The 22,140-nt window shown below is 60.6% G+C and carries 20 protein-coding genes and 1 pseudogene; 6 read left to right on the top strand and 15 right to left on the bottom strand.

Translation table 11 applies throughout. The features are described from left to right. Positions 1-61: 61 nt before the first annotated feature. The 9 genes from LG371_RS05690 to alaS form a co-directional block, all read right to left on the bottom strand. Positions 62-286 (bottom strand): SlyX family protein, encoded by a 225-nt coding sequence (locus LG371_RS05690; RefSeq protein WP_082890677.1) that lies wholly within the window; start codon positions 284-286, stop codon positions 62-64. Continuing rightward, the gene (locus LG371_RS05685) at positions 286-1,671 is read right to left on the bottom strand and encodes a Na+/H+ antiporter family protein (protein WP_225747972.1); all 1,386 of its coding nucleotides are present in this window, start codon (positions 1,669-1,671) and stop codon (positions 286-288) included. The genes LG371_RS05690 and LG371_RS05685 overlap by 1 nt, the downstream gene beginning before the upstream one ends. A gap of 438 nt (positions 1,672-2,109) precedes the next feature. Further along, positions 2,110-2,919 (bottom strand): class I SAM-dependent methyltransferase, encoded by an 810-nt coding sequence (locus LG371_RS05680; protein ID WP_225747971.1) that lies wholly within the window; start codon positions 2,917-2,919, stop codon positions 2,110-2,112. 155 nt (positions 2,920-3,074) lie between these two features. Next, a complete protein-coding gene (locus LG371_RS05675) occupies positions 3,075-3,722 on the bottom strand; it encodes an alpha-ketoglutarate-dependent dioxygenase AlkB (protein ID WP_225747970.1) in 648 nt (215 codons plus the stop codon). A gap of 102 nt (positions 3,723-3,824) precedes the next feature. Continuing rightward, positions 3,825-4,019: a hypothetical protein gene (locus LG371_RS05670; protein ID WP_225747969.1), complete on the bottom strand. Its 195-nt coding sequence runs from the start codon at positions 4,017-4,019 to the stop codon at positions 3,825-3,827. A gap of 3 nt (positions 4,020-4,022) precedes the next feature. Beyond that, positions 4,023-5,501, bottom strand: coding sequence for a 4-hydroxy-3-polyprenylbenzoate decarboxylase (gene ubiD / locus LG371_RS05665; RefSeq protein ID WP_225747968.1), 1,479 nt, complete (start codon positions 5,499-5,501; stop codon positions 4,023-4,025). A 155-nt stretch (positions 5,502-5,656) separates the two neighbouring features. Further along, positions 5,657-6,151 (bottom strand): heme-binding protein, encoded by a 495-nt coding sequence (locus LG371_RS05660; RefSeq protein ID WP_067590197.1) that lies wholly within the window; start codon positions 6,149-6,151, stop codon positions 5,657-5,659. A gap of 131 nt (positions 6,152-6,282) precedes the next feature. Then, complete coding sequence (gene pip / locus LG371_RS05655) at positions 6,283-7,221, bottom strand: prolyl aminopeptidase (protein WP_067590387.1); 939 nt, start codon at positions 7,219-7,221, stop codon at positions 6,283-6,285. 283 nt (positions 7,222-7,504) lie between these two features. Then, positions 7,505-10,405: an alanine--tRNA ligase gene (gene alaS / locus LG371_RS05650; RefSeq protein WP_067590194.1), complete on the bottom strand. Its 2,901-nt coding sequence runs from the start codon at positions 10,403-10,405 to the stop codon at positions 7,505-7,507. Between the two features lie 587 nt (positions 10,406-10,992). Here alaS and LG371_RS05645 point away from each other — a divergent pair. The 4 genes from LG371_RS05645 to LG371_RS05635 all read left to right on the top strand — a co-directional run bounded on the left by LG371_RS05645 (position 10,993) and on the right by LG371_RS05635 (position 13,836). Further along, positions 10,993-12,063, top strand: a complete 1,071-nt coding sequence (locus LG371_RS05645) for a peptidase U32 family protein (protein ID WP_225747967.1) — start codon at positions 10,993-10,995, stop codon at positions 12,061-12,063. Positions 12,064-12,148: 85 nt separating this feature from the next. Then, on the top strand, positions 12,149-12,274 hold the full coding sequence (locus LG371_RS12250; protein ID WP_255593081.1) for a hypothetical protein: 126 nt from the start codon (positions 12,149-12,151) through the stop codon (positions 12,272-12,274). Between the two features lie 27 nt (positions 12,275-12,301). After that, positions 12,302-13,222, top strand: a complete 921-nt coding sequence (locus tag LG371_RS05640) for a U32 family peptidase (RefSeq protein WP_225747966.1) — start codon at positions 12,302-12,304, stop codon at positions 13,220-13,222. Between the two features lie 170 nt (positions 13,223-13,392). Continuing rightward, positions 13,393-13,836, top strand: coding sequence for an SCP2 domain-containing protein (locus LG371_RS05635; RefSeq protein WP_067590188.1), 444 nt, complete (start codon positions 13,393-13,395; stop codon positions 13,834-13,836). Between the two features lie 167 nt (positions 13,837-14,003). Here the strand turns inward: LG371_RS05635 and LG371_RS05630 are convergent, their stop codons facing one another. Together LG371_RS05630 and LG371_RS05625 are read right to left on the bottom strand one after the other, a co-directional pair. Beyond that, entirely contained in the window at positions 14,004-14,477 is a 474-nt protein-coding gene (locus LG371_RS05630; protein ID WP_225747965.1) for a DUF1870 family protein, read from the bottom strand. A gap of 22 nt (positions 14,478-14,499) precedes the next feature. After that, a complete protein-coding gene (locus tag LG371_RS05625; RefSeq protein ID WP_225747964.1) occupies positions 14,500-15,276 on the bottom strand; it encodes a ThiF family adenylyltransferase in 777 nt (258 codons plus the stop codon). Between the two features lie 140 nt (positions 15,277-15,416). On the opposite strand from LG371_RS05625, the gene LG371_RS05620 reads away from it, so the two are divergent. Next, complete coding sequence (locus tag LG371_RS05620) at positions 15,417-15,881, top strand: universal stress protein (protein WP_067590182.1); 465 nt, start codon at positions 15,417-15,419, stop codon at positions 15,879-15,881. A gap of 75 nt (positions 15,882-15,956) precedes the next feature. Here LG371_RS05620 and hemW read toward each other — a convergent pair. The 4 genes and pseudogenes from hemW to LG371_RS05600 all read right to left on the bottom strand — a co-directional run bounded on the left by hemW (position 15,957) and on the right by LG371_RS05600 (position 19,318). Then, positions 15,957-17,112, bottom strand: a pseudogene (hemW, locus tag LG371_RS05615) (radical SAM family heme chaperone HemW). 52 nt (positions 17,113-17,164) lie between these two features. Then, complete coding sequence (locus LG371_RS05610) at positions 17,165-17,596, bottom strand: hypothetical protein (protein WP_067590177.1); 432 nt, start codon at positions 17,594-17,596, stop codon at positions 17,165-17,167. A 29-nt stretch (positions 17,597-17,625) separates the two neighbouring features. Beyond that, positions 17,626-18,081, bottom strand: coding sequence for a hypothetical protein (locus LG371_RS05605; protein ID WP_067590174.1), 456 nt, complete (start codon positions 18,079-18,081; stop codon positions 17,626-17,628). Between the two features lie 73 nt (positions 18,082-18,154). Next, positions 18,155-19,318 carry an NUDIX domain-containing protein gene (locus LG371_RS05600; RefSeq protein ID WP_370632656.1) on the bottom strand — a complete coding sequence of 388 codons (1,164 nt, stop codon included), beginning with the start codon at positions 19,316-19,318 and terminating at the stop codon, positions 18,155-18,157. Positions 19,319-19,472: 154 nt separating this feature from the next. Here LG371_RS05600 and glnD point away from each other — a divergent pair, with 154 nt between their 5' ends. Beyond that, the gene (glnD, locus tag LG371_RS05595; RefSeq protein ID WP_225747963.1) at positions 19,473-22,046 is read left to right on the top strand and encodes a [protein-PII] uridylyltransferase; all 2,574 of its coding nucleotides are present in this window, start codon (positions 19,473-19,475) and stop codon (positions 22,044-22,046) included. Positions 22,047-22,140: the final 94 nt, after the last annotated feature.

The following is a 22,140-nucleotide window of genomic DNA, read 5'->3' as shown; positions in this document are numbered from 1 at the left end:
GAAAAAGGCTACCTGAAAATTATTTTTCAGGTAGCCTTTTGCTTGATACGCTTAGCCGTGATCAATAATGCGGCGGGATTTCGGCAGCGGGGTTGAAGGGCTGGCTCTGCCTGGCGCCGTCTTTTTCTTGCAGGCGGCCGTAGAGCAACCGTAGCTGCGCCTGTTGCAAATCCAAATCTTTTTGCAATCGGGCAACGGTGCCGCTCAGGCTGTCGAGCAGCTCGTTTTGCAGGGCGGCTTGGATTTCCAGCTCCTCCAGCCGGGCGGCCAGTTCTTCGCGTTCCATCACAGCACCATGGCGGCAATCCAGCCGGCGGCCATCAAGGGCAGGTTGTAGTGGATGAAGGTGGGGATCACGGAATCGTAGATGTGGTCGTGCTGGCCGTCCACATTCAGGCCGGAGGTGGGGCCGAGGGTAGAATCGGAAGCGGGCGAGCCGGCATCACCCAGCGCGCCGGCGGTGCCGATGATGGCCACGGTGGCCAGCGGCGAGAAGCCCATGCCCACGCACAGCGGCACATAAATGGCGGTGATGATGGGCAGGGTGGAGAAAGAGCTGCCGATGCCCATGGTTACCAGCAGACCCACGGCGAGCATGGCCAGCGCGGCCATGCCTTTGCTGCCGGCAAACAGGCTGGCGCTGGCGTCCACCAGCGGTTTGATCTGGCCGGTGGCCTGCATCACTTCGGCAAAGCCCTGCGCGGCAATCATGATGAAGCCGATCATCGCCATCATGCGCAGGCCGCTGTCGAACACGCCGTCCACTTCGCGGCGGCGCACCACGCCGGTGGCCATAAACACGCCGAAGCCCACCATCGCGCCCAAGAGCAGCGCGTCGTCATACACCAATTGCACCACGAAGGAAGCCACAATCGCCACAATCGCCACCACGCTGCGGTAGGTGGAGATTTTCGGCGCGCGCTCGGCAGCCTGCTCGGCGCTCAAGTCCACTTGGTTGTTGGTGTAGTGGCGCGGTTTGCGGTAGTGGATGAAGGCCAGCAAGAGGCCGGCCAGCATGCCGGCGGCGGGAATCGCCATCGCTTCCATCACGTTGATGCCCTGCACGTTCATGCCGGCTTTCTGGATGTTGCCCAAGAGGATTTGGTTTAAGAAAATCGCGCCGAAGCCGTAGGGCAGGAACATATAGGTGGTCACCAAGCCGAAGGTGAGCACGCAGGCCAGCAGGCGGCGGTCGATTTGCAGGCGGTTGAACACCAAAAGCAGCGGCGGCACCACCATCGGGATAAAGGCGATGTGGATCGGAATCACGTTCTGGCTCATGATGCTCATCAGCAGGAGCGCGCCGATCAGCCCCCATTTGATGCCGTTTACGGCGGAGGGAATTTGGTCGCGGCGGGTTTCACCGCCCATTTTGCGCACCACCATGCCGGCGAGCTGATAAGGCAGGCCGGAGTGGGCGATGGCCATGGCAAACGCGCCCAGCATGGCGTAGGAGAGCGCAATTTTCGCGCCGCCGGAGAGGCCGCTTTGGAAATGCGTGATCACGCCCTGCCTGATCACTTCGTGGGTGTTCGGATCGGTTACATCGGCCAGCGGCAGCCCGGCGGCCAAACCGCCCACAAATGCGCCGATCACCAAGCTCAATACGACGTGTACCCGCGCTGCCGACAAAATCAGCATCACCAGCACCGCCAAGACAACGGCATTCATAGTGTTTTCTCCTTTCCTGCGCCTCAATCCGCATCCGCCAAAAACGAAAGCCAAAGCCCGATTTCCCCTGATTGCGCCGGTGTAGCGCCCGATGTGGAGAAATAAGGGCTTTAGCTGGGTATGGCCGGCCGGATGGATGTCGGCCGCAGATTTATTTCATTAATCGGGAAATGAGTATAGCAACGGCAGCGGCAGCGGGCAACAGCCGATTGGCGGTTGGCTAGAAAATTAGCCCGCCGATTCAGGCCGCTAGCGGGGAGGCGGATGCAAACGATACGGCGTGCCCGCTTGGGCGTGCGGGCAGGATGTTTCTGCCAAATGGCTTGATTTGGCAAAGCTTGGTTTGCCGCAGCAGGATGTAAATGAGGCTACCTGAAAAATAAGCTGATTATTTTTCAGGTAGCCTTTTCGCGTGCAGCCTTTTCGCGTGTGCACGGCTTAGGCGATGCGGTAGTGCAGCAGGCGGTAGGAATTGCGGATTTTCGGGATGATGCTCATCAGCCAGTAGGAAAAGCCGATGTGGCGGGCGGCGGGGAAGTCGGTTATGTGTTTGGCGGAGACGAGGTGCAGGTTGTCGACCCAGGCTTCCATTTGCCGGTCATCGTCGCAGGCAAAATCGAAGCGGGCGCGGGCGTGTTTGAGCGAGTCGTGTTTGTCGGAATTCTGCACCATGAAGCTGCCGGCCACGTCGAAGGCGATCTCGCCGCCGGGGAAGCGCCGGGCGAGGTTTTGAAACAGGGTGCGCACTTGGTTTTCGCTGAAATACATCAGCACGCCTTCGAGCACGAAGAGGGAGGGGGAATGCGGATGGCGTTGGCGCAGGTCGTCCATCCAGCCGGTGTCGAAGGCGGAGGCGGCGAGCAGGGTTTCGTTGGGCAGCGGGGGCAGCAGCTTTTCGCGCAGGGCGATTACGTCGGGCAGGTCGAGCTGGTAGAAGGGGGTGTGGGCGGCGGCTTCGCCGAGGCGCTCGCGGCGGCTGTCGAGCCCGCAGCCGATGATTACGGCCACGGCTTCGGGCTTGCGGCGGATGAAGTCGGCGACCACTTGGTCGAAATAGCGGGCGCGCAGGGCGGTGCCGACGCGGCTGTTGCGGGCGTGGCGGAATTTGGAGAAGTCGTAGTCGATTTGCGGCACAAGGCGTGCTGCGGCGGGGTCGTTGAGGATGGGCGCGGGCTCTTGCGCGTCGAGGTATTTCATGTAGAGCGGGATCAGCAGGGTTTCGCTCACGGCATCTTGGATTTTCAGCATGGCGGTTTTCCTGAAGAGGCGGATTGGGGCGGACTTGGCTTGGCGGAAACTGGCCTGGCGGGGTTCAGGTAGCCTGAAAGGGCGCGGGAAGTATTCTTGTGCGGCATTCTACACCGGCGATTGGCGGGGCAACAGGCTACCTGAAAAGCTTGGCTTCAGCGCAGCGGGCTGGCGTCTTTGCCCACATAGGTGCGGAACGTGAGGCTCACGCGTTCTTCGCTGATTTTGCTGCTTTTCATCACGGCGTGCTGCCAGTGATGTTGGGTTTCGCCGCGCATCACGACGAGCTGGCCGTGGTGCAGCAGGATTTCGCGTTTTTCACGGGTTTGGTTGTGGCGGAAGGCAAATTTGCGGGTGGCGCCGAAGCTGAGGGAGGCGATGACGGTGTTTGTGCCCAATTCGGCTTCGTCGTCGCTGTGCCAGCCCATGCCTTCGCCGCCGTGGCGGTAGCGGTTGAGCAGGCAGGTGTTGAAAAGGGTGGGGCTGACGGCGTGCAGATGCTGCTCGACGCGTTCTTTCAGCCGCAGCAGGAAGGTTGTCCACGGCAGGGGCTGGCGCGTGATGCCGGAATAGGTGTAGGCCGCGCCGGCTTCGCCGTACCACGCGGTTTGGCGGGCGGTGGTGATGGTTTTGCCGTAGAGCCGCACTTGGTCGTGCCGCCACGGGATTTCGTGCAGCAGGGTGTGCAGGCAGGCATCGGCTTCGGCGGGGGTAAAGATGATGCCGTGGTCGTTGAGGATGCCGTCGCAGGGGAGCAGGTTGGTATGCGGGTCGGCGGAGGCGGGGAAAAGGTCGGGGATCATGTGTTTTTGGGATTTGGGATTTTCAGGTAGCCTTTGGGCAGGGTATAGAGGCTACCTGAAAAATGTATTGCTGTTTTCAGGTAGCCCCTGCCGTTTCACAATTCAAAGCAGCAGGTTGGCACACATCAAGGCCAGCAGCAAAGCCGCTGCCAGCCAAACGCCAATCAGCACCTTGCTGCCTTCGGATAACTGCCCTTGTTTCCAATCCCGTTGCCATTGGCGAACGCTGTCCCGTGCGGCAAGCAGCAGTTCGCCCAAACCGCCGAGCAGCTCCGATATTTTGGATAAGGCACTCATCATCTACAACCCCAACTCCCCCCAAATCGCATCAATCTTCGCCGTAACCGCCGGGTCTTTTTGGATTACCCGTCCCCATTCGCGGTCGGTTTCGCCTGGCCATTTGTTGGTCGCGTCCAAGCCCATTTTGCCGCCGAGTCCGCTGACGGGGCTGGCAAAATCCAAATAATCAATCGGCGTGTTTTCCACCAGCACCGTATCCCGCACGGGATCCATGCGCGTGGTGATGGCCCAGATGACTTCCTTCCAGTCGCGCACGTCCACATCGTCATCCACCACGATGATGAATTTGGTGTACATGAACTGGCGCAGGAACGACCAGCAGCCCATCATCACGCGCTTGGCGTGTCCGGCGTACTGTTTTTTCATGCTGACCACCGCCATGCGGTAGGAGCAGCCTTCGGGCGGCAGGTAGAAATCGGTGATTTCGGGGAACTGCTTTTGCAAGAGCGGCACGAACACTTCGTTCAACGCCACGCCCAAGACGGCGGGTTCGTCGGGCGGTTTGCCCGTGTAGGTGGAGAGGTAAATCGGGTTTTCGCGCATGGTGATGCGCTCGACCGTGAACACGGGGAAATAATCCTGCTCGTTGTAATAGCCGGTGTGGTCGCCGTATGGGCCTTCCAGCGCGGTTTCGTTCGGATGAATCACGCCTTCCAGCACGATTTCTGCGCGGGCGGGCACTTGCAAATCGCTGCCGATACATTTCACCAGTTCCGTCCGCGAACCGCGCAGCAGGCCGGCAAACTGGTATTCGCTCAAAGTATCGGGAACAGGCGTTACCGCGCCCAAAATGGTGGCAGGGTCGCAACCGAGCACGACGGCGACGGGATACGGCGTGTCGGGGTTTTCGCGGCGGAACGCCTGATAATCCAACGCGCCGCCGCGATGCGCCAGCCAGCGCATAATCAGCTTGTTTTTCGCAATCAGCTGCTGACGGTAAATGCCCAAGTTCTGGCGTTTTTTGTGCGGTCCGCGCGTTACGGTCAAGCCCCATGTTACCAGTGGCGCAACGTCTTCCGGCCAGCAGCGCTGAATCGGAAGCTGAGACAAATCAACGTCTTCACCTTCCCACACGATTTGCTGACACGGCGCGTTTTTCACCACGTTCGGTGCCATGCTCCAAATGTCTTTCAAGAGCGGCAGCTTGGAAAACGCGTCTTTAATGCCTTTGGGCGGCTCGGGTTCTTTCAGATACGCCAGCGTCTGCCCGATTTCGCGCAGCTTGGACACGCTGTCCGCGCCCATGCCCATCGCCACGCGTTCGGGCGTGCCGAACAGGTTCGCCAACACGGGATAATCATAGCGCGTACCGTCGGGCTTAATCGGGTTTTCAAACAGCAACGCCGGTCCTTCGGCACGCAGCACGCGGTCGGCGATTTCGGTCATTTCCAAATGCGGGGAAACGGGGTGGGCGATGCGTTTGAGTTTGCCCTGCTGCTCGAGCATGGCGATAAAATCGCGAAGGTCTTGGTATTTCATGGTTGATTGTTTCCTAAAGAGGCTACCTGAAAAATGGTTTGGCAGTTTTCAGGTAGCCTGAACGAACGACGGCCATTGTAAACCAAACCGGCCGCGGCAAGGGGAAACAAAACAGCCTGCCGGGGCGGGCAGGCTGTGGGGCAAAACTATTGCGGCTATCTGCGCGGCAGGGCGGCGGCGCCGGCTTTGGCCACGCTTTCGTCTTCGTCTACCGAGCCGCCGCTCACGCCGATGCTGCCGACGATGGTGCCGGAGCGGTCAACCAGCAGTTCGCCGCCGGCAAAAATCACCAGGCCGCCGTTGGTGACTTCGATGCCGTAGAGCTCGCCGCCGGGCTGCGAGGCTTTGCCTAGGTCGCGAGTGGACATATTGAAATAGCGCGCGGTGCGGGCTTTGCGGGTGGCCACGTCGATGCTGCCGATAAAGGCGTCGTCCATGCGCACGAAGGCTTTCAGGTTGCCGCCGGCATCCATCACGGCAATGTTCATCGGCACTTTGATTTCGCGCGCTTTGGCGATAGAAGCCTGCACCACGGCCTGCGCCTGCTCCACGGTGAGGTCGCCGGGCAGGGTTTTGGTGAGGTTGTCGGCCAGGGCGGGGGCGGAAAGCAGGGCGGCGCACACGAGGGCAAAGGGTTTGGTTCTACGCATCTTCTTCTCCTTAAACGGGTTGGTTGGGTTGGGAAGCTTTGGGGAAATTTTATTCCTTTTGCTGCGGGCTTTGAAGCAGGATCGTTTGATTTTCAGGTAGCCTGCATCGCGAACGGTTTAGGCGGGGAGTGTTAGCCGCCGAGCCGTTCGGCGAATTCGTCGGTGGCTTGCACCAGGGCTTCGGCGATGGCGGGGTTTTGCGCATAGTGGCCGCTTTGGATGATGCGCAAATCGGCCTGCGGCAATGCCTGTTTCAAATCCCACGCGCTGCGGGTGGGGGTGCAGAGGTCGTAGCGGCCTTGCACGATGATGGTGGGAATATGCTGGATTTTGTGGGCGTTGGCCAAGATGGATTTGTCGCCTTGCAGCCAGCCTTGGTGTACGAAATAGTAGTTTTCGAAGCGGGCGATGGCGAGGGAGGCCTGCGGGTCTTCATCTACCGGTTTGGGGTCGAACCAAATCAGCCAGCTTTCCCAATCGGCCCAGGCTTTGGCGGCGGGCAGGTGTACGGCGGGATCGGGCGAATTGAGCATCCAGTAGTAGGCTTCCACCAGCGAGCCGGCGCGCTGCTCGGGCGGCACGGCGGCGAGGTAGCGCTGCCATTGTTCGGGGTAAATCATGCTCACGCCACCTTCTTCGCTCAGCCAGTTGATTTCAATCTGGCGGCAAAGGAAGATGCCTCTCAGCACGAGGCCGCGCACGCGGTCGGGATGGGTTTCGGCATAGGCCAGGGCGAGGGTGCTGCCCCATGAGCCGCCGAATACTAGCCAGGTATCGATGCCGAGCATTTTGCGCACTTTTTCAATGTCTTCCACCAAATCCCAGGTGGTGTTGTCGCGGGTTTCGGCATAGGGGGTGGATTTGCCGCTGCCGCGCTGATCGATGATGATGATGCGGTATTTTTCGGGATTGAAAAAGCCTCGGCAGGCGGGGCTGGAGCCTGCGCCGGGGCCGCCGTGCAGGAAGATGACGGGAATGCCGGCGGGGTTGCCGCTTTCTTCCCAATAGATTGTGTGGAGCTCGGATACGGGCAGCATGCCGCTGCGGATGGGTTCTTGAATCGGATACAACATAGTTTTCTCCTTAATTCAAATTTCAAACGGAATGTCGGTATTGCCTAAACGAACTGCTTAATCGATATGCCGTTTGCCGCCCGCTCGGACAGCCGCCAGCGTATCGGTGATGTGAATGATACACGATTTTGCTAGTTTCTTGAAGTTTTGTAAAAGTTTGTTGCGGGATAAGTGTGGCGGCTTTGCAAAAATGGCGGTTGTGCTTGGAGGGAGGGATGGCGGGCAAGGAAAAGGCTACCTGAAAATTTTTTCAGGTAGCCTTTGATTAGAACGAAATAATTTAGGCTAGCTTGCCGCTTACCCAGCCTTCCACACTCCCTAACATTTCAGGCAGTTTCGCAATATCCGCGCCCCCCGCCTGTGCCAAATCCGGCCGTCCGCCGCCTTTGCCGCCGACTTGTTCGGCTGCGAATTTGACCAAATCACCGGCTTTTACTTTACCGGTTAGCGGTTTGGATACGCCGGCGCACAGGGAGACTTTGCCGTCGTTCACTGCCGCTAAAAGAATCACGGCGTTGTCGGATTTGCCGGTCAGGTCGGTAACGATTTCGCGCAGGGCTGCTGCGTCGGCTTCGATTTGGGCGGCGACGAGTTTGGCTGCGCCCAAGTCTTTTGCGTTGTCCAAGAGTTTGGCGCCTGCGTAGACGGCGAGTTCAGCTTTGGCGCGTGCCAATTCTTTTTCCAAGGCTTTGGCGTTTGCGGCGTTGGCTTGGATTTTGGCGAGTACGTCTTTCTCGGTTTGGGCTTTGACTTCGGCGATGATGTTTTTAATCAAACGCTCTTGGTTTTGCGCCCATGCGAGTGCGGCAAGGCCAGTGATGGCTTCTACGCGGCGGATGCCTGCGGCGATGCCGCCTTCGCTGATGATTTTGAAGAAGCCGATGTCGCCGGTGCGGGCGACGTGGGTGCCGCCGCACAATTCGGTAGAGTAGTCGCCCATAGTGATGACGCGGACGAAGTCGCCGTATTTTTCGCCGAAGAGCATCATTGCGCCGGATTTTTGCGCGTCTTCAATGGACATGGTTTCGACTTTGACGGGCACGTTGGCGATAATCGCGGCGTTGACGCGGCGTTCGACTTCGGCGATTTCTTCCGCGTTGATGCCTTGCGGGTGGGAGATGTCGAAGCGGGTCAGCTCGGCGTTTTGCAGGCTGCCTTTTTGTTCGACGTGTGTGCCGAGTACGTCGCGCAGGGCTTTGTGCATCAGGTGGGTTACGCTGTGGTTGCGCATGATGCTGTCGCGGATGTCGTTGTCGATTTCAGCGGATACGGCGTCGCCCACTTTCAGACGACCTGATACGACTGCGCCGAATTGTCCGTGTACGGCGGCTTTGATTTTCTGCGTGTCTTCGACGCGGAAGCGGTTTTCGCCGGCGAAGATGTAGCCGACGTCGCCGACCTGTCCGCCGCTTTCGGCGTAGAACGGGGTGTGTTCCAAAACGACTACGCCTGCTTCGCCTGCTTGAAGTTCGTCCACGGCTTCGCTGCCTTTGTATAAGGCGATGATTTTGGTGTCTTGGCTGCGGTGTTCGTAGCCGGTGAACTCGGTGTCCGCGCCTGTGTAGTCCAGTTGCGCGTTGGCTTTGAAATTTTGCGCGGCGCGGGCGCGGGCGCGTTGGGCTTCCATTTCGCGATCGAAGCCTTCTTCGTCCAAGTCGATGCCGAGTTCGCGCGCCATGTCTGCGGTCAGGTCGTAGGGGAAGCCGTAGGTGTCGTAGAGTTTGAACACGGCTTCGCCGGGAATGACGAGCTTGCTGTTGGCGATGTTGTTTTTCAGGTAGCCTTCCAATGCTTCGATATAGGGTTTGATTTCTGCGGGTTTCGGTTTGTCGGCATTGGTCCAAATCTCTTGGAAATCAAAGACGCATTTTTCGTTCAGACGACCTGTTTCGCGGGTGGACAGGATGACTTGTTTGCGGTCGGGCGCGTTGCGCGATTCGGCGAAAAACTCGATGCCGTCGGCGGTTTTCAACACCAGCGGTTTGCCGCTGCCTTCGGCGGGCAGCAGGCTTTCGAGTTTGAGGAACGCCATGCCGTGCCATACTTGGTTGAACAGCCCCATGCCTTTTTCCAGCGTTTCGCCGAAGCGGGTTTCTTCGCCGCGCAGGGCTTCCATGATGTGCGTCTGTTTTTCTTTCAACTCGGGATACGCGTCGCCCATGGCTTTCACCAAATCAGGCACGAGTTTGTAGAAAAACGCCTGTTTCTGACCGAGTTTGTAACCGTGGCGCACGGCGCGGCGGATGATGCGGCGCAGCACATAGCCGCGTCCTTCGTTGGACGGCATCACGCCGTCGGCAATCAGGAAGGAGCAGGAGCGAATGTGGTCGGCGATGACTTTCAGACTCGGCTCGTCCATGCTGAACGGCGCGCCGGTTTCGCGGGCGACGGCTTTGAGCAGGTCTTGGAACAGGTCGATTTCGTAGTTGCTGTGGACGTGCTGCATGACTGCCGCCATGCGCTCCAAGCCCATGCCGGTATCGACGGAGGGTTTGGGCAGCGGGTTCATGTTGCCCTGTTCGTCGCGGTTGAACTGCATGAACACGCAGTTCCAGATTTCAATCCAGCGGTCGCCGTCTTCTTCGGGGCTGCCGGGAATGCCGCCCCAGATTTCTTCGCCGTGGTCGTAGAAAATTTCGGAGCAAGGGCCGCAGGGGCCGGTGTCGCCCATCTGCCAGAAGTTGTCGGATGCGTACCTGCCGCCCTTGTTGTCGCCGATGCGGACGATGCGCTCGGCAGGCATACCGATTTCGTTCAGCCAGATGTTGTAGGCTTCGTCGTCTTCGGCATAGACGGTTGCCAAGAGTTTTTCTTTGGGCAGGTTCAGCCATTCGGGGGAAGTGAGGAACTCCCAAGCGAAGTGGATGGCGTCGCGTTTGAAGTAGTCGCCGAAGGAGAAGTTGCCCATCATTTCAAAGAAGGTGTGGTGGCGGGCGGTATAGCCGACGTTTTCCAAGTCGTTGTGTTTGCCGCCTGCGCGCACGCATTTTTGCGCGGTGGTGGCGCGGCTGTAAGCGCGTTTGTCGAAGCCGAGGAACACGTCTTTAAACTGGTTCATGCCCGCGTTGGTAAAGAGCAGGGTCGGGTCGTCGTGGGGGACGAGCGAGGAGGAACGGACAACTTGGTGGCCTTTGTTTTGGAAAAATTGCAGGAATTTTTGGCGCAGTTCTTTGGTTTTCATGGTGTCTCTTTAAAGTGAAGATGGATTTTCAGGTAGCCTCGGGCGGCTTGGCAGAGAGGCTGCCGAGTAAACAAAAATTGGGCGTGATTTTACTGCATCCTGCCTGGCGGCGGGAGGCTACCTGAAAAATATATAGCGAACCAACTTAACTTTTGCTGTTAGCTCGCCTTGCCGTACTCCTGTGCTGCCTGCGGCTCGCAAGCGGGCGGGAAGCCTTGGGCGGCGCAAAGTTTGCCTTGCTCGTTGCGCTGCATTGAAGATTGCGTTTTCAGGTAGCCTCAAGCCAAAGGTTGCATGCAAACGAGCGGGGGCGTGTTTCCGCAAAACCAACTATATCTGCTTTCCGCAGGCTTGACTTAAATCAGCGCTGAGGCCGGGCAATGCCCCTAGAATGCCTAGGGCGAACTGACAATTTGATAACGGCGGTATTTTGTCCCATAAAACGCCGCCTTCTGCGTTAAAAATGCTCGCAAGATGTCCAATCTTGCTGTGCTTTTTGCCTTGAATCCGGCATTTTCTGTGCCAAAAACCGACTCATTTCAAATGGTCAGTTCGCCCTAGCCTAACCTGCACATGCGAGCCACACTATGCTGTTCGACGATTTCCAGCCCACCCACCGCACCCAGCCTGCCGCCAGCCGCAGCCCGCCGGCCGCCCCCGCGCCCGAACTCGTCTGCCCCGCCGGCAACCTGCCCGCCCTGAAAACCGCCGTGGACAACGGCGCGGACACGGTTTACATGGGGCTGAAAGACGCCACCAACGCGCGCAATTTCCCCGGCCTGAATTTCGACCAAAAATCCACCATCGAAGGCATCCGCTACGCCCACGAGCGCGGGCGGCACGTGCTGATGGCCATCAACACTTATGCCCAAGCCGGGCAGGTGGCACGCTGGCAGCGCGCGGTGGACACCGCCGCTGATTTGGGCGCGGATGCCATCATTGTGGCCGACCCCGCCGTGATGGACTACGCCTGCAAGAAACATCCGAACTTGCGCCTGCATATGTCGGTGCAGGGTTCGGCCACCAATTACGAAGCCATCAACCTGATGCGCGATTTGTTCGGCATCCGCCGCGCCGTGCTGCCGCGCGTGCTCACCATCGACCAAGTGCGGCATGTGATTGAAAACACGGATGTGGAGATTGAAGTGTTCGGTTTCGGCAGCCTGTGCGTGATGGTGGAAGGCCGCTGTATTTTGTCGAGCTACGCCACGGGCGAATCGCCGAATATGCAGGGCGTGTGTTCGCCCGCCAAGGCCGTGCGCTGGGAGCAACTGCCCGACAAGATGAACGTGCGGCTCAACCAAGTGCTAATCGACCAGTTCAATAAAGACGAACCAGCGGGCTACCCCACGCTGTGCAAAGGCCGTTTTGAAGTGAACGATGAAACCTATTACGCGCTGGAAGAGCCGACCAGCCTGAACGTGCTTTCCGTGCTGCCCGAACTGATAAAAATCGGCGTGGCGGCGGTGAAGGTGGAAGGCCGCCAGCGCAGCCCGATGTACACCGCGCAGGTTACGCGCACGCTGCGGCAGGCTTTGGACGCGGCCGCCGCCGACCCCGCGCACTACCGCGTAACCCCCGCCTGGGATGCGGCTTTAGGCAAGGTTTCCGAAGGCAGCCAGAGCACGCTGGGTGCGTATAACCGGCCTTGGAAGTAGGTTTCAGACGGGCTCGAATATTTTCAGGTAGCCTCTCAGGCCGTCTGAAAAGGCTACCTGAAAAACGGTGCGAAACAGTAAGAGCATGAAAAAACACATCGAAGACCTGCGCAACGCCCTATACAAATACGACCTCACCATGGCCGCCTTCATCGAAACGCTGATGCAATATATCTACGCCGCCGAAGCCGAACAGAATAAGGCCGTCTGAAAAGGCTACCTGAAAAAAGGAACACCCATGAATCTCTCCCTCGCCCCCGTCCAATTCTTCTGGCAGAAAGAAACCCTGCTCGAATTCTACGCCGCCATGCTCGACAGCCCGCTCGACACCATCTACCTGGGCGAAACCGTCTGCTCCCGCCGCCAGAAAATGCGTTTCGACGACTGGTTCGGCCTCGCCCAAGACCTCGCCGACAGCGGCAAAGAAATCATCCTCTCCTCCCAAGTGCTGCTCGAAAGCGAATCCGACCTCAAACGCCTGCGCAAAATCACCGGCCAAGACAAATTCAAAATCGAAGCCAACGACATGGGCGCGGTCAAACTCGCCCGCGAACACGGCATCCCCTTCGTGGCCGGCGCCAGCCTCAACATCTACAACGAAGCCCCCCTCCAACTCTTCCAAAACCTCGGCGCCTACCGCTGGGTCGCCCCCGCCGAACTCGAACGCGGCAAAGTGGCCGACATCGCCCGCCTTTCCAGCGGCCTCGAAACCGAAATCTTCGCCTGGGGCAAAATCCCCCTGGCCTACTCCTCCCGCTGCTTCACCGCGCGGCACTACAACCTCAACAAAGACAGCTGCGAATTCCGCTGCCTCGACCACGAACACGGCCTCACCATGAACACCCGCGAAGGCCAGCCCTTCCTCACCATCAACGGCATCCAAACCATGTCCTACGGCAGCCAATGCCTGCTGCCGCACCACGCCAACATGGCCGCCATCGGCGTACACATCCTGCGCCTCTCGCCCCAGCTCACCGACATGCCGCGCATCATCGCCCTGCACCGCGCCGTGCTCGACGGACAAACCACCCTCGCCGAAGCCCTGCCCGAACTCACCCGCCTCGCCACCGGCACACCCGTGGACGGCTACTGGCTCGGCAAACCCGGCATCGAAGCCGTGGAAGCCCACCGCCAAGCCTACGGCAACCACGCCGCCTAACCAAGGCTACCTGAAAAAGGCCGTCTGAAAACGAAGTTTCCGCAGGAAGCGGAGTTTCTGCGAAGCTAAAACGAAGTTTCCGAAGAAGCAAAGTTTCTGCGAAGCTAAAACAAAGTTTCTGTGCAGCCAAAACCAATTTTCAGGTAGCCGCATAAACAAAGGAAACCATCATGCCCCTCCCCGACCTCACCCTGCCCCAATGGTGCGCCCGAATCGGCCGCCGCCTGCCCGGCCTGCCGCCGCGTTTCGCCCTGGTTAAAACCCTCAACCTCATGCTCAAGCGCGGCCTCTTGCCCGCCGACATGAGCCTGTTTGCCGGTCGTACCTTCGAAATCGACGTGCTTGACGCGGGCATAGCCGTGCGCTTCACCGCCGACGGCGAACGCTTCCTCGACCAAGCCTTCCAAGGCGAGCCCGACCTGCGCCTGGCCGCCAACAGCGCCGACTTTCTGCGCATGATGCTGCGCGAAGAAGACCCCGACACCCTGTTTTTCAAACGCAAGCTGCAAATCGAAGGCGACACCGAATTGGGGCTGATTGCCAAAAACCTGCTCGATAGCGTGGAATGGCCGTTTGCCGAGCGGCTGGCGCAATGGCAGCAGATGTTTGAATAGGCGGCAATATCCGTGCCAAATATTTTTCAGGTAGCCAGAAGGGATGCAGAAAAGGCTACCTGAAAATGCTGTCCACACCGTTCATCAGCAATAAAAGGCTACCTGGAACGACGCTTCCGCAGAAAGCGAAGTTTTCAGGTAGCCTTGATTGCTTGCGGATAACCGGATTATCCCCGGCTCGCGGCAAACTGCTCTTGCGCCCAGCGCTGGCGGTTGGCGGGGGTGTCGGCGGCGTGGCCGTGCTGCTCGCGCCAGGCGCGGTAGGCTTCGGCGTTAAACAGTACCACGCGCCCGCCCATGGCGGCCACTTCGCCGGCCACGCTCTGACTGATGCGCCAGTCGGCAATGCCGATGCAGGCTCGTTCGTCGGGATACCACAAGGCGATGGTGGGCTCGCCGCCTTCGGCCTGGCGGGCGATTTGCTCGGCGTAGTCGTCGATGGCCTGGTATTTTTGGTTGAGGCGGGTTTCCACGGCGGCCACCACGTGCAGCGGGATGGCGGCCTCGCCGGCTTCCCAGCTTTCCCATTCTGCGGCGGTGGCGCCGTGGGGAAAGTGCACATTCGGCACGAGGGTTTGGCCGGCTTCGGCGGCAGTGAGGTTCAGGTTGAGGCACAGGGCTTTCAGTTCGATGGGAGACATGGTTTTCCTTTGGAATAAGCAGTTATTTGGCTTGGGCGGCAAAGTGCTCAATCGCCGCCTGCGCGCAAAACAGGCCGAAGGCAGCGGTAACCAGCATGCTGGCGCCGTAGCCCGCGCAGGATAGGCCCTGCGGCGCGGCATCGGCCTCGCAGGCGGCGCCGGTTTGCGGCGGGGCAACGGTTTCTTCGGAATACACGCAGCTCACTTTCATGCGCGTTTTGGGGTCGCGCGGGAAGCCGTGGCGGCGGCGCAAGGTGTAGCGCAGGTTGGCCAGCAGCGGGTCGTGGGTGGTGCGGGCGAGGTCGGCGCGGCGGATGAGGGCGGGGTCGCGCTGGCCGCCCGCGCCGCCGGATACGATAAACGGCTGCTTCTGCGCCACAAAATGTGCGGCCATGGCGGCCTTCACGCGCACTTGGTCGATGGCGTCGATCACAAAGTCAAACGGCTCGGCAAAGAGCGTGCCCACGTTTTCCGCGTCCACAAAATCTTCGATTTCGCGCACGGTGCAGGCTGGGTTGATTTGCAGGATGCGCCGGTGCAGCGCGGTGACCTTGGGCAGGCCGAAATTATCGGTGAGGGCGTGGAGCTGGCGGTTGGTGTTGGATTCGGCCACGTTGTCCAAATCAATCAGCGTGAGCCGGCCCACGCCGCTGCGCGCCAGCGCTTCCACCGCCCACGAGCCCACGCCGCCCACGCCCACCACGCACACGTGCGAAGTGGCAAATTGTTGCAGCGCGGCGGCGCCGTAGAGGCGGGAAATGCCGCCGAAGCGGCGGTTGCTTGGAGAAAAATCTGTCATTGGTTTGAGCAAAAACAATCGGAAAAAATGGCACATTCGGCACTTCGGTATTATACTGTAAACGTATCAGGAAGAGACCCGTCCGGCGGCTGTTGCCCCTGTGCGGAGGCATTGGAACATCGTTCACTCAGGAGAAAATTATGTACAAACAGATCGTAATTGCAGTAGACGGCAGCCGCACTTCGCAGCATGCGCTCAAACAGGCCTGCGGGCTGGCGCAGGCCACCGGCGCGGCGCTCACGCTGGTGCACGTGGCCAATCCGGCCGAATACGTGGCCACTGTGGCGCCTGAGTTTTTGCAGTATGAAAACTACGAAACCGCCGCCACCGAGCAGGGCAACGCCATTTTGGATGCCGCCATCAAGCAGGCACGCGGCATACTGGGCGAAAACGCGCAAATCGGCCGCCATTTGCTGGTGATCAGCAAAAACGCGCGCGACATGGCCAAGAGCCTGGTGGAATACGCCACCGAGCAGAAGGCCGACCTCTTGGTGCTGGGCACGCACGGCCGCACCGGCCTGATGCACCTTCTGATGGGCAGCTTCGCTGAAACCGTGATGCGCGAAACCCGCCTGCCGCTGCTGATTATCCGCCGCGAGGCTTAAACGCTTAGGCTGGAGGCAGGATTAAAGGCTACCTGAAAATTTTCAGGTAGCCTTTTTTGTGCTTGGGGCTGGTGTTTACAAGAACAGTTGCAGCAGGTCGTTTAGGTAGCGCTGGCCGCGTTCGGTGGGGCGCAGGAGGGCGGGGCTGGGGTCGATGAGGCCGAGCCGGACGGCGCTTTGCAGGGGCGGGCGATGGCGGCGAGGGAAAGGCCGGTGCGCTCGGTGAAGAGGTGGGTGGGCACGCCTTGGGTGAGGCGCATGGCGTTGAGCATGAATTCGAAAGGCAGCTCGCCGGGGCTACCTGAAAACGTTCGATGGCTTCGGCGGGGTTGTCCTGCATGGCGGCGAGGTAGCTGCGGGGGTGGCGGGCGCGGGTGGTGCGGATGATGCCGCTGTGGCTGCTGATTTTGCCGTGGGCGCCGGCGCCGATGCCGATGTAGTCGCCGAACTGCCAGTAGTTGAGGTTGTGGCGGCATTGTTGATTGGCTCGGGCGAAGGCGCTGGTTTCGTAGTGTGCAAAGCCGGCGGCGAGCAGGGCTTGGTGTACGGCTTGTTCGATGTCGTAGGCGGCGTCTTCTTCGGGGATGCCGGGGGGCGGGGTGCGGCCGAAGGGGGTGTTGGGCTCCATGGTGAGGTGGTAGGCGCTGATGTGGGATACGCCGGAATCGATGGCGCTTTGGATGTCTTGCCGGGCTTCTGCGGGGGTTTGGCGGGGCAGGGCATACATGATGTCGGTGTTCACGCGGGGGAAGATGGCGAGGGCGGCTTCGATGGCGGCACGGGCTTCGCTGCCGTTGTGGATGCGGCCGAGGGCTTTGAGCTTGGCATCGTTGAAGCTTTGGATGCCGAGCGAGAGGCGGTTGACGCCGGCTTCGGCGTAGCCTTGGAAGCGCGCCTGCTCGAAGGTGCCGGGGTTGGCTTCGAGGGTGATTTCGGCGTCGGGCAGCAGGCGCACGAGGGCGCGCACGCCGCCGAGCAGGCGGTTGATGCTCTCGGCGGAAAACACGCTGGGGGTGCCGCCGCCGATGAAGATGGTTTCCACGGGGCGGCCCCAAATATGGGGCAGCTCGTGTTGCAGGTCGGCGAGCAGGGCGTCGATGTAGGCGGCTTCGCTGGTGTCGGGCTTGAGGCGGTGGGAATTGAAGTCGCAATAGGGGCATTTTTGGATGCACCAGGGGATGTGGATATAGAGCGAGAGGGGCGGCGGGGGGCTGAGGGCTGGGGCTTGCAGTGGGGCATGGGTGTGTGGTGTTTGGGTGTGGGAAAAGGAAGCAGTGTTTCGGCTATTGCGCTTCAAAGGCTACCTGAAAAACCTGTTCGCCGATGCGCACGTCGGCTAAGTAATCGTGGCGCCGGTCGGTGCACACCGGCAGGCGGATTTGCGCGGCCAGCCAAGAGCCGTTTGGCTGGCGGGCGAGCGGGTAGCGGTTGAAGCCCATATCCATGTTTGCCATGCTGAAGCTCACTTCCACCCGCTGCACTTCGGGCGGCACGTTTGCCAATTCAATATCAAACGGTTCGCGCAGCGCGGCGGCAAAACGGATGCGGCTGCCGTTGGGCAGGGTGCAGCCCTGGCGCGGCTGGCAGGCCTGCGGTGTGGCGGCTGCGGCAGGCTGTTGCGCGGCACGCCACTGGCGCGCGGCAAAATGGCCGCCTGCCAGCGCCAGCAGCGCGGCGAGGGCGAGCAAGGTTTTGGTGCGTGGAGAGAGGGGCATAAGAGGCTACCTGAAAAAGTTTGGGCGGATTATCTAAACTCGAAAAGTATCAATACAAGAGGAGCCAGTAAAAACGGCACAAAACTGCCGAGAAAACCCGCCCGAAACGCTGCCCATTCATCGGCTTCCACTTCCACTTGCCATATCAAGGCCACGATAAAGCCGATAATCAAAGCCGGTGTCGAGAACCAATATAGAAACCATAATTCATCGTTACCAAACACGAGCACTGCCAGCCAATACATCCATATCCCCAAGTTTATGGCCAGCGAAATGCCCGACGCAAAATACGGCCGGACGCTCGACATCTTCCAGCTGCACAGCCAAGCCAGCAGGGTGGGGATGAGTAGAGGGCTAGACTGAATGAAAGGTAAAGGAAACAACCCAAACGTGGGCGGGCGATACAGTATATATGCCGCTAGCGGCAGATACAGCACCAAGGCAATCAAAATATCTTTCCAATACGGATTAAGCTTGTTCCACATCTGTTTAACCTTTCATTCTGGTTTTTCAGGTAGCCTTCAGCCACGCGGCAAAGGCTACCTGAAATCCAGTTTCTCACCCCCGCACCACCGCATGCGCCCCCGCCGCCAGCCAGCGTTCGGCATAACGCGCCGCCAGCGCCGCATCGGAAGGCAGCAGCACCAGCGGCAGCGCCACGCCCTCGGCCAAGGCCGCGCACGCCTGTTCCGCTGCCGCCTCGTCGCCCACCGGCCACACCGCCGCTTCGGCCCTGGCTCCCGACGCCAGCGCCACTTCCCGCGCCGAGCGCACCAGCGGCCAGCGGCGCACCCCGCGCGGCGCAGCGGCGGCCAAGTCGGCCAGGCTAGACAGCAGGCGGCTGCCCGGCGGCGGGTGGGGCGCATCGGGCGGCAACACGCAAAAAGCGCCGTCTGCCGAGCGCAAACCCGCATGCAGGCTACCTGAAAACGCCGTGGGCACCGCCAGCGCGTTCAACAAAGCCGCATTGGCCGGCAGCATGGGCGACACCGTGTAGCACCCCGGCTTTTGCCAGCGCCATTGCTGGCCTTCACGCGCCTGCAACTGCCCGTGCCAGCCGTTTGCCGGCACGCGGAAAAAACGCAGCCGCACGCGGGCGTGCTCATAGCTGTAGATTTTGGTGAGCCACGGCACGGCGGTGTGGATGCGGATGCCCAGCTCTTCCGCCAGCTCGCGCCGCAGCGCGTCGGTGTCGCCCTCGCCCGGCTCCACCTTGCCGCCGGCAAATTCCCAATAGCCCGCATAGGCCTTGCCCTCGGGGCGCGAACTGAGCAGCACCTCGCCGCGCGCGTTATACACAATGCCGGCCACCACGTGCAGCAGCGGGCGGGTATCGGCGCAATGTTGGTGCAGCCAATCGATGCAGCCGTTGATCAGCTCGGGCAGGCGGGCGATTTGGTGGGTGTGCAGGCGGCGCAGCGGGCGCTCCCAATCCTGATTGCCCACCAGCAGCACGGTAAACCGCCCCTGCGGCGCGGCCGCGGCATACCAGCCCACATCGAGCAGGTATTGCCCGCCGAAGAAGCTGATTTGCAGCAGGTCTTCGCCCAAAAGCAGGCTGCTTGGGTCTTCATCGGCGTGTTCCAGCAGCCAGGAGAAATGGTCGAAAGTGATGATTCCGTTGCGGAGATTAAGGGGGCTGGGCATGGCGGCGGCAGGGAAGGATGGCAGAGGCGGGCAGTTTACTGGAGCGGGCGGCGGCGGGCAACGGCGGCGGGGCAATGATGTTCCTGTAAGAGGCTACCTGAAAAATCATTTTCCATTTTTTCAGGTAGCCTTTTTGATTTTCAGGTAGCCTTTCTTAGCTTGGAGGGCAGCCTTCCCGCGCGATACAATCCTTCCCTTCATCCCATCACACAAACCCAGGAAACCCACCATGCCGCAAACCGTGCACACTCTGGCGCAGGAGCTGGCCGGGCGCAAGCAGCAAATCATTGCCGCCTACCGCGCTCACCGCAATCCGCAGCGTTTTTTTGCCGACTACGGCGCCGCGCTGTCGCAAACCGTGGTGGCGCTGTGGCGGCAGATGCTGCCGCTGCAAGAGCGGGAGCCGCTGGCTTTGATGGCGCTGGGCGGCTTCGGGCGCGGTGAAATGTATCCCTTTTCCGATGTGGATTTGGGCATCGCCGCCGCCGGGGAATTAAACGAAGCGCAGCGGCAGAAGATTGAAGCGTGGCTGCAAGCATTGTGGGATATGGGATTGAGCCCATCGCTGAAAACCGGCAGCGTGGCCGAGCTGTGCGCCGGTGCGGCGGAGGATTTAACCGGCGACACTTCGCTGCTGGAAGCGCGCCTGCTTGACGGCAGCGCGGAAGTGTTTGAGCGGCTGCGGCGCGAATTGGATATCCAGCGCAATCCGGCTGCCTTTGCCGAGGGCAAACTCTTGGAATTGCAGCAGCGCCATCTTAAAGCGCAGGCGGGCAGCAGCCTGGAGCCCAACCTGAAAACCTGCCCCGGCGGCCTGCGCGACATCCACACCATGCTGTGGCTGGCGCGGGTGCAGGGCATAGCGCCGCAGTTGCAGCAGCTGGCACGCCAGCGCATCCTCACCCGCACCGAAATGGCCATGTTGCGCCGCAGCCACCGCCGCCTGGCGCGCATCCGCATCGAGCTGCACTTGGCCGCGGGCAAGCCGCAGGAGCAGCTGCGTTTCGATTTGCAGCCGCAGGTGGCGCTGGCCTTGGGTTTCGACGACGAGAGCAAGCAGCGGCGCAGCGAGCGGCTGATGCACCTGCTCTACCGCGCGGTGAAAACGGTGAAACAGCTGGGCGGCATCCTGCTGCCGATGCTGCGCGGGCGGATTTATTCGCCGCTGCCGCGCGTGGTGCACGATTTGGATGCGCACTATTTCCAAGTGAACAACCTCATCGCCGTGCGTGATAAAAGCCTGTTCCGCCGCGAGCCGCAACATATTTTTAAAATATTGGAGCTGAGGCAGCAACACAGCGACCTCTCCGGCCTGGCACCGGAAACGCTGCGCGCCTGGTGGCAGGCGGTACAGCAGGAAATGAACGGGCGTTTTTATGCCGATGAGGCCAACCGTCGCCGTTTCGTGGGCTTCTTCCGCCACGGCGGCGGGCTCACCCACCTTTTGCGTTTTTTAAACCTCTACGGCGTGCTGGCGCGCTATCTGCCCGAGTGGGGCAAGATTGTGGGGCTGCTCCAGCACGATCTGTTTCATGTTTATCCGGTGGACGACCATATCCTGATGGTGGTGCGCAATATGCGCCGCCTGGCCTTGGAGGCACACAGCCACGAGCTGCCCTTTGCCAGCGCGCTGATGCACGGCTTTCCGCGCCAGCCGATACTCTATTTGGCCGCGTTGTTTCACGATATCGCCAAAGGGCGCGGCGGCGACCATGCCGAGCTGGGGCGGGAAGACGCGCGCCGCTTTGCCGCCGACCATTTCTTGAGCGCGGAAGAAGCCGATTTGCTGGAATGGCTGGTGGGCAGCCACTTGCTGATGTCGCTCACCGCGCAGAAAGAAGATATTCAAGACCCGGCGGTGGTGGCCGCCTTCTGCCGCCAAGTGCAAACGCCCGAGCGGCTCACCGCGCTTTATCTGCTCACCGTGGCCGATATGCGCGGCACCAACCCGAAAATCTGGAACGCCTGGAAAGCCAGTCTGCTCGAATCGCTGTTCCGCTCGGCGCTGCAATATTTCGGCGGCGAAACGCCCAGCCGCGATATGGCGGTGAGCCGCCGCCAGCAGAAGGCGCGGCAGGCCTTGGCCGATACAGGCGTGGGCGAGGCCGAATGCCGCCGGCTGTGGCAGCAGCTGGGGCAGGCCTATTTCGTGCGCCACAGCGCAGACATTATTTTGTGGCACCTGCCGCTGTTGGCCGCCGATGCCGAAGCGCCGCAGGCGCACATCCGCGAATTGCCCGAGGCGGGCGGCTTGCAGGTGATGGTGCTCATGCCCAACCGCGACCGCCTGTTTGCCGGCCTGTGCCGCCTCTTCGGCCGCCACCAGCTCGGCATCCTCGCCGCCCACGCCTATATCACCGCGCATCAATACATCCTCGACACCTTCGTGTTGCAGCTGCCCGCCCACTGCCTGCCCGGCGATATTCGGCGCATCCGCAGCCGTGTGCAGCAGGCCTTAGAGCAATTTGTGCACAGCCCGCCGCCCGCCGCTGCCGCAGCCGAGCCTGCCCCGCGCGTGCTGAGCCGCCGCCTGCGCCACCTGCCCATCGCCCCGCGCATCACCCTTTCCGCCGAAGACAACCCCGGCGAATACACGCTGGAAATCATCACCGCCAACCGCGCCTTCCTGTTGGCCGACATCGCCGACGTGCTCTCGCAGCTCAACATCAGCCTCAGCTACGCCGCCATCGCCACCTTCGACGAGCGCGTGGAAGACAGCTTCCTCATCCGCCACCCGCAGCTGGCCGACACCGCCTTCCAGCTCAAGCTGGAGCAGATGCTGCTGGAGCGGATTGGGAGTTAGCGCCGGGCTGGTGTTGGGAAACGGAAAAGGCTACCTGAAAAAGCTTGGCGAGTTTCTGTGAAGTTATAGTGGATTAAATTTAAATCAGGACAAG

The organism is Eikenella sp. Marseille-P7795 (assembly GCF_916618725.1).
Taxonomy (GTDB): Bacteria; Pseudomonadota; Gammaproteobacteria; order Burkholderiales; family Neisseriaceae; genus Eikenella; species Eikenella longinqua.
This window is presented reverse-complemented; position numbering and strand designations above follow the sequence as displayed.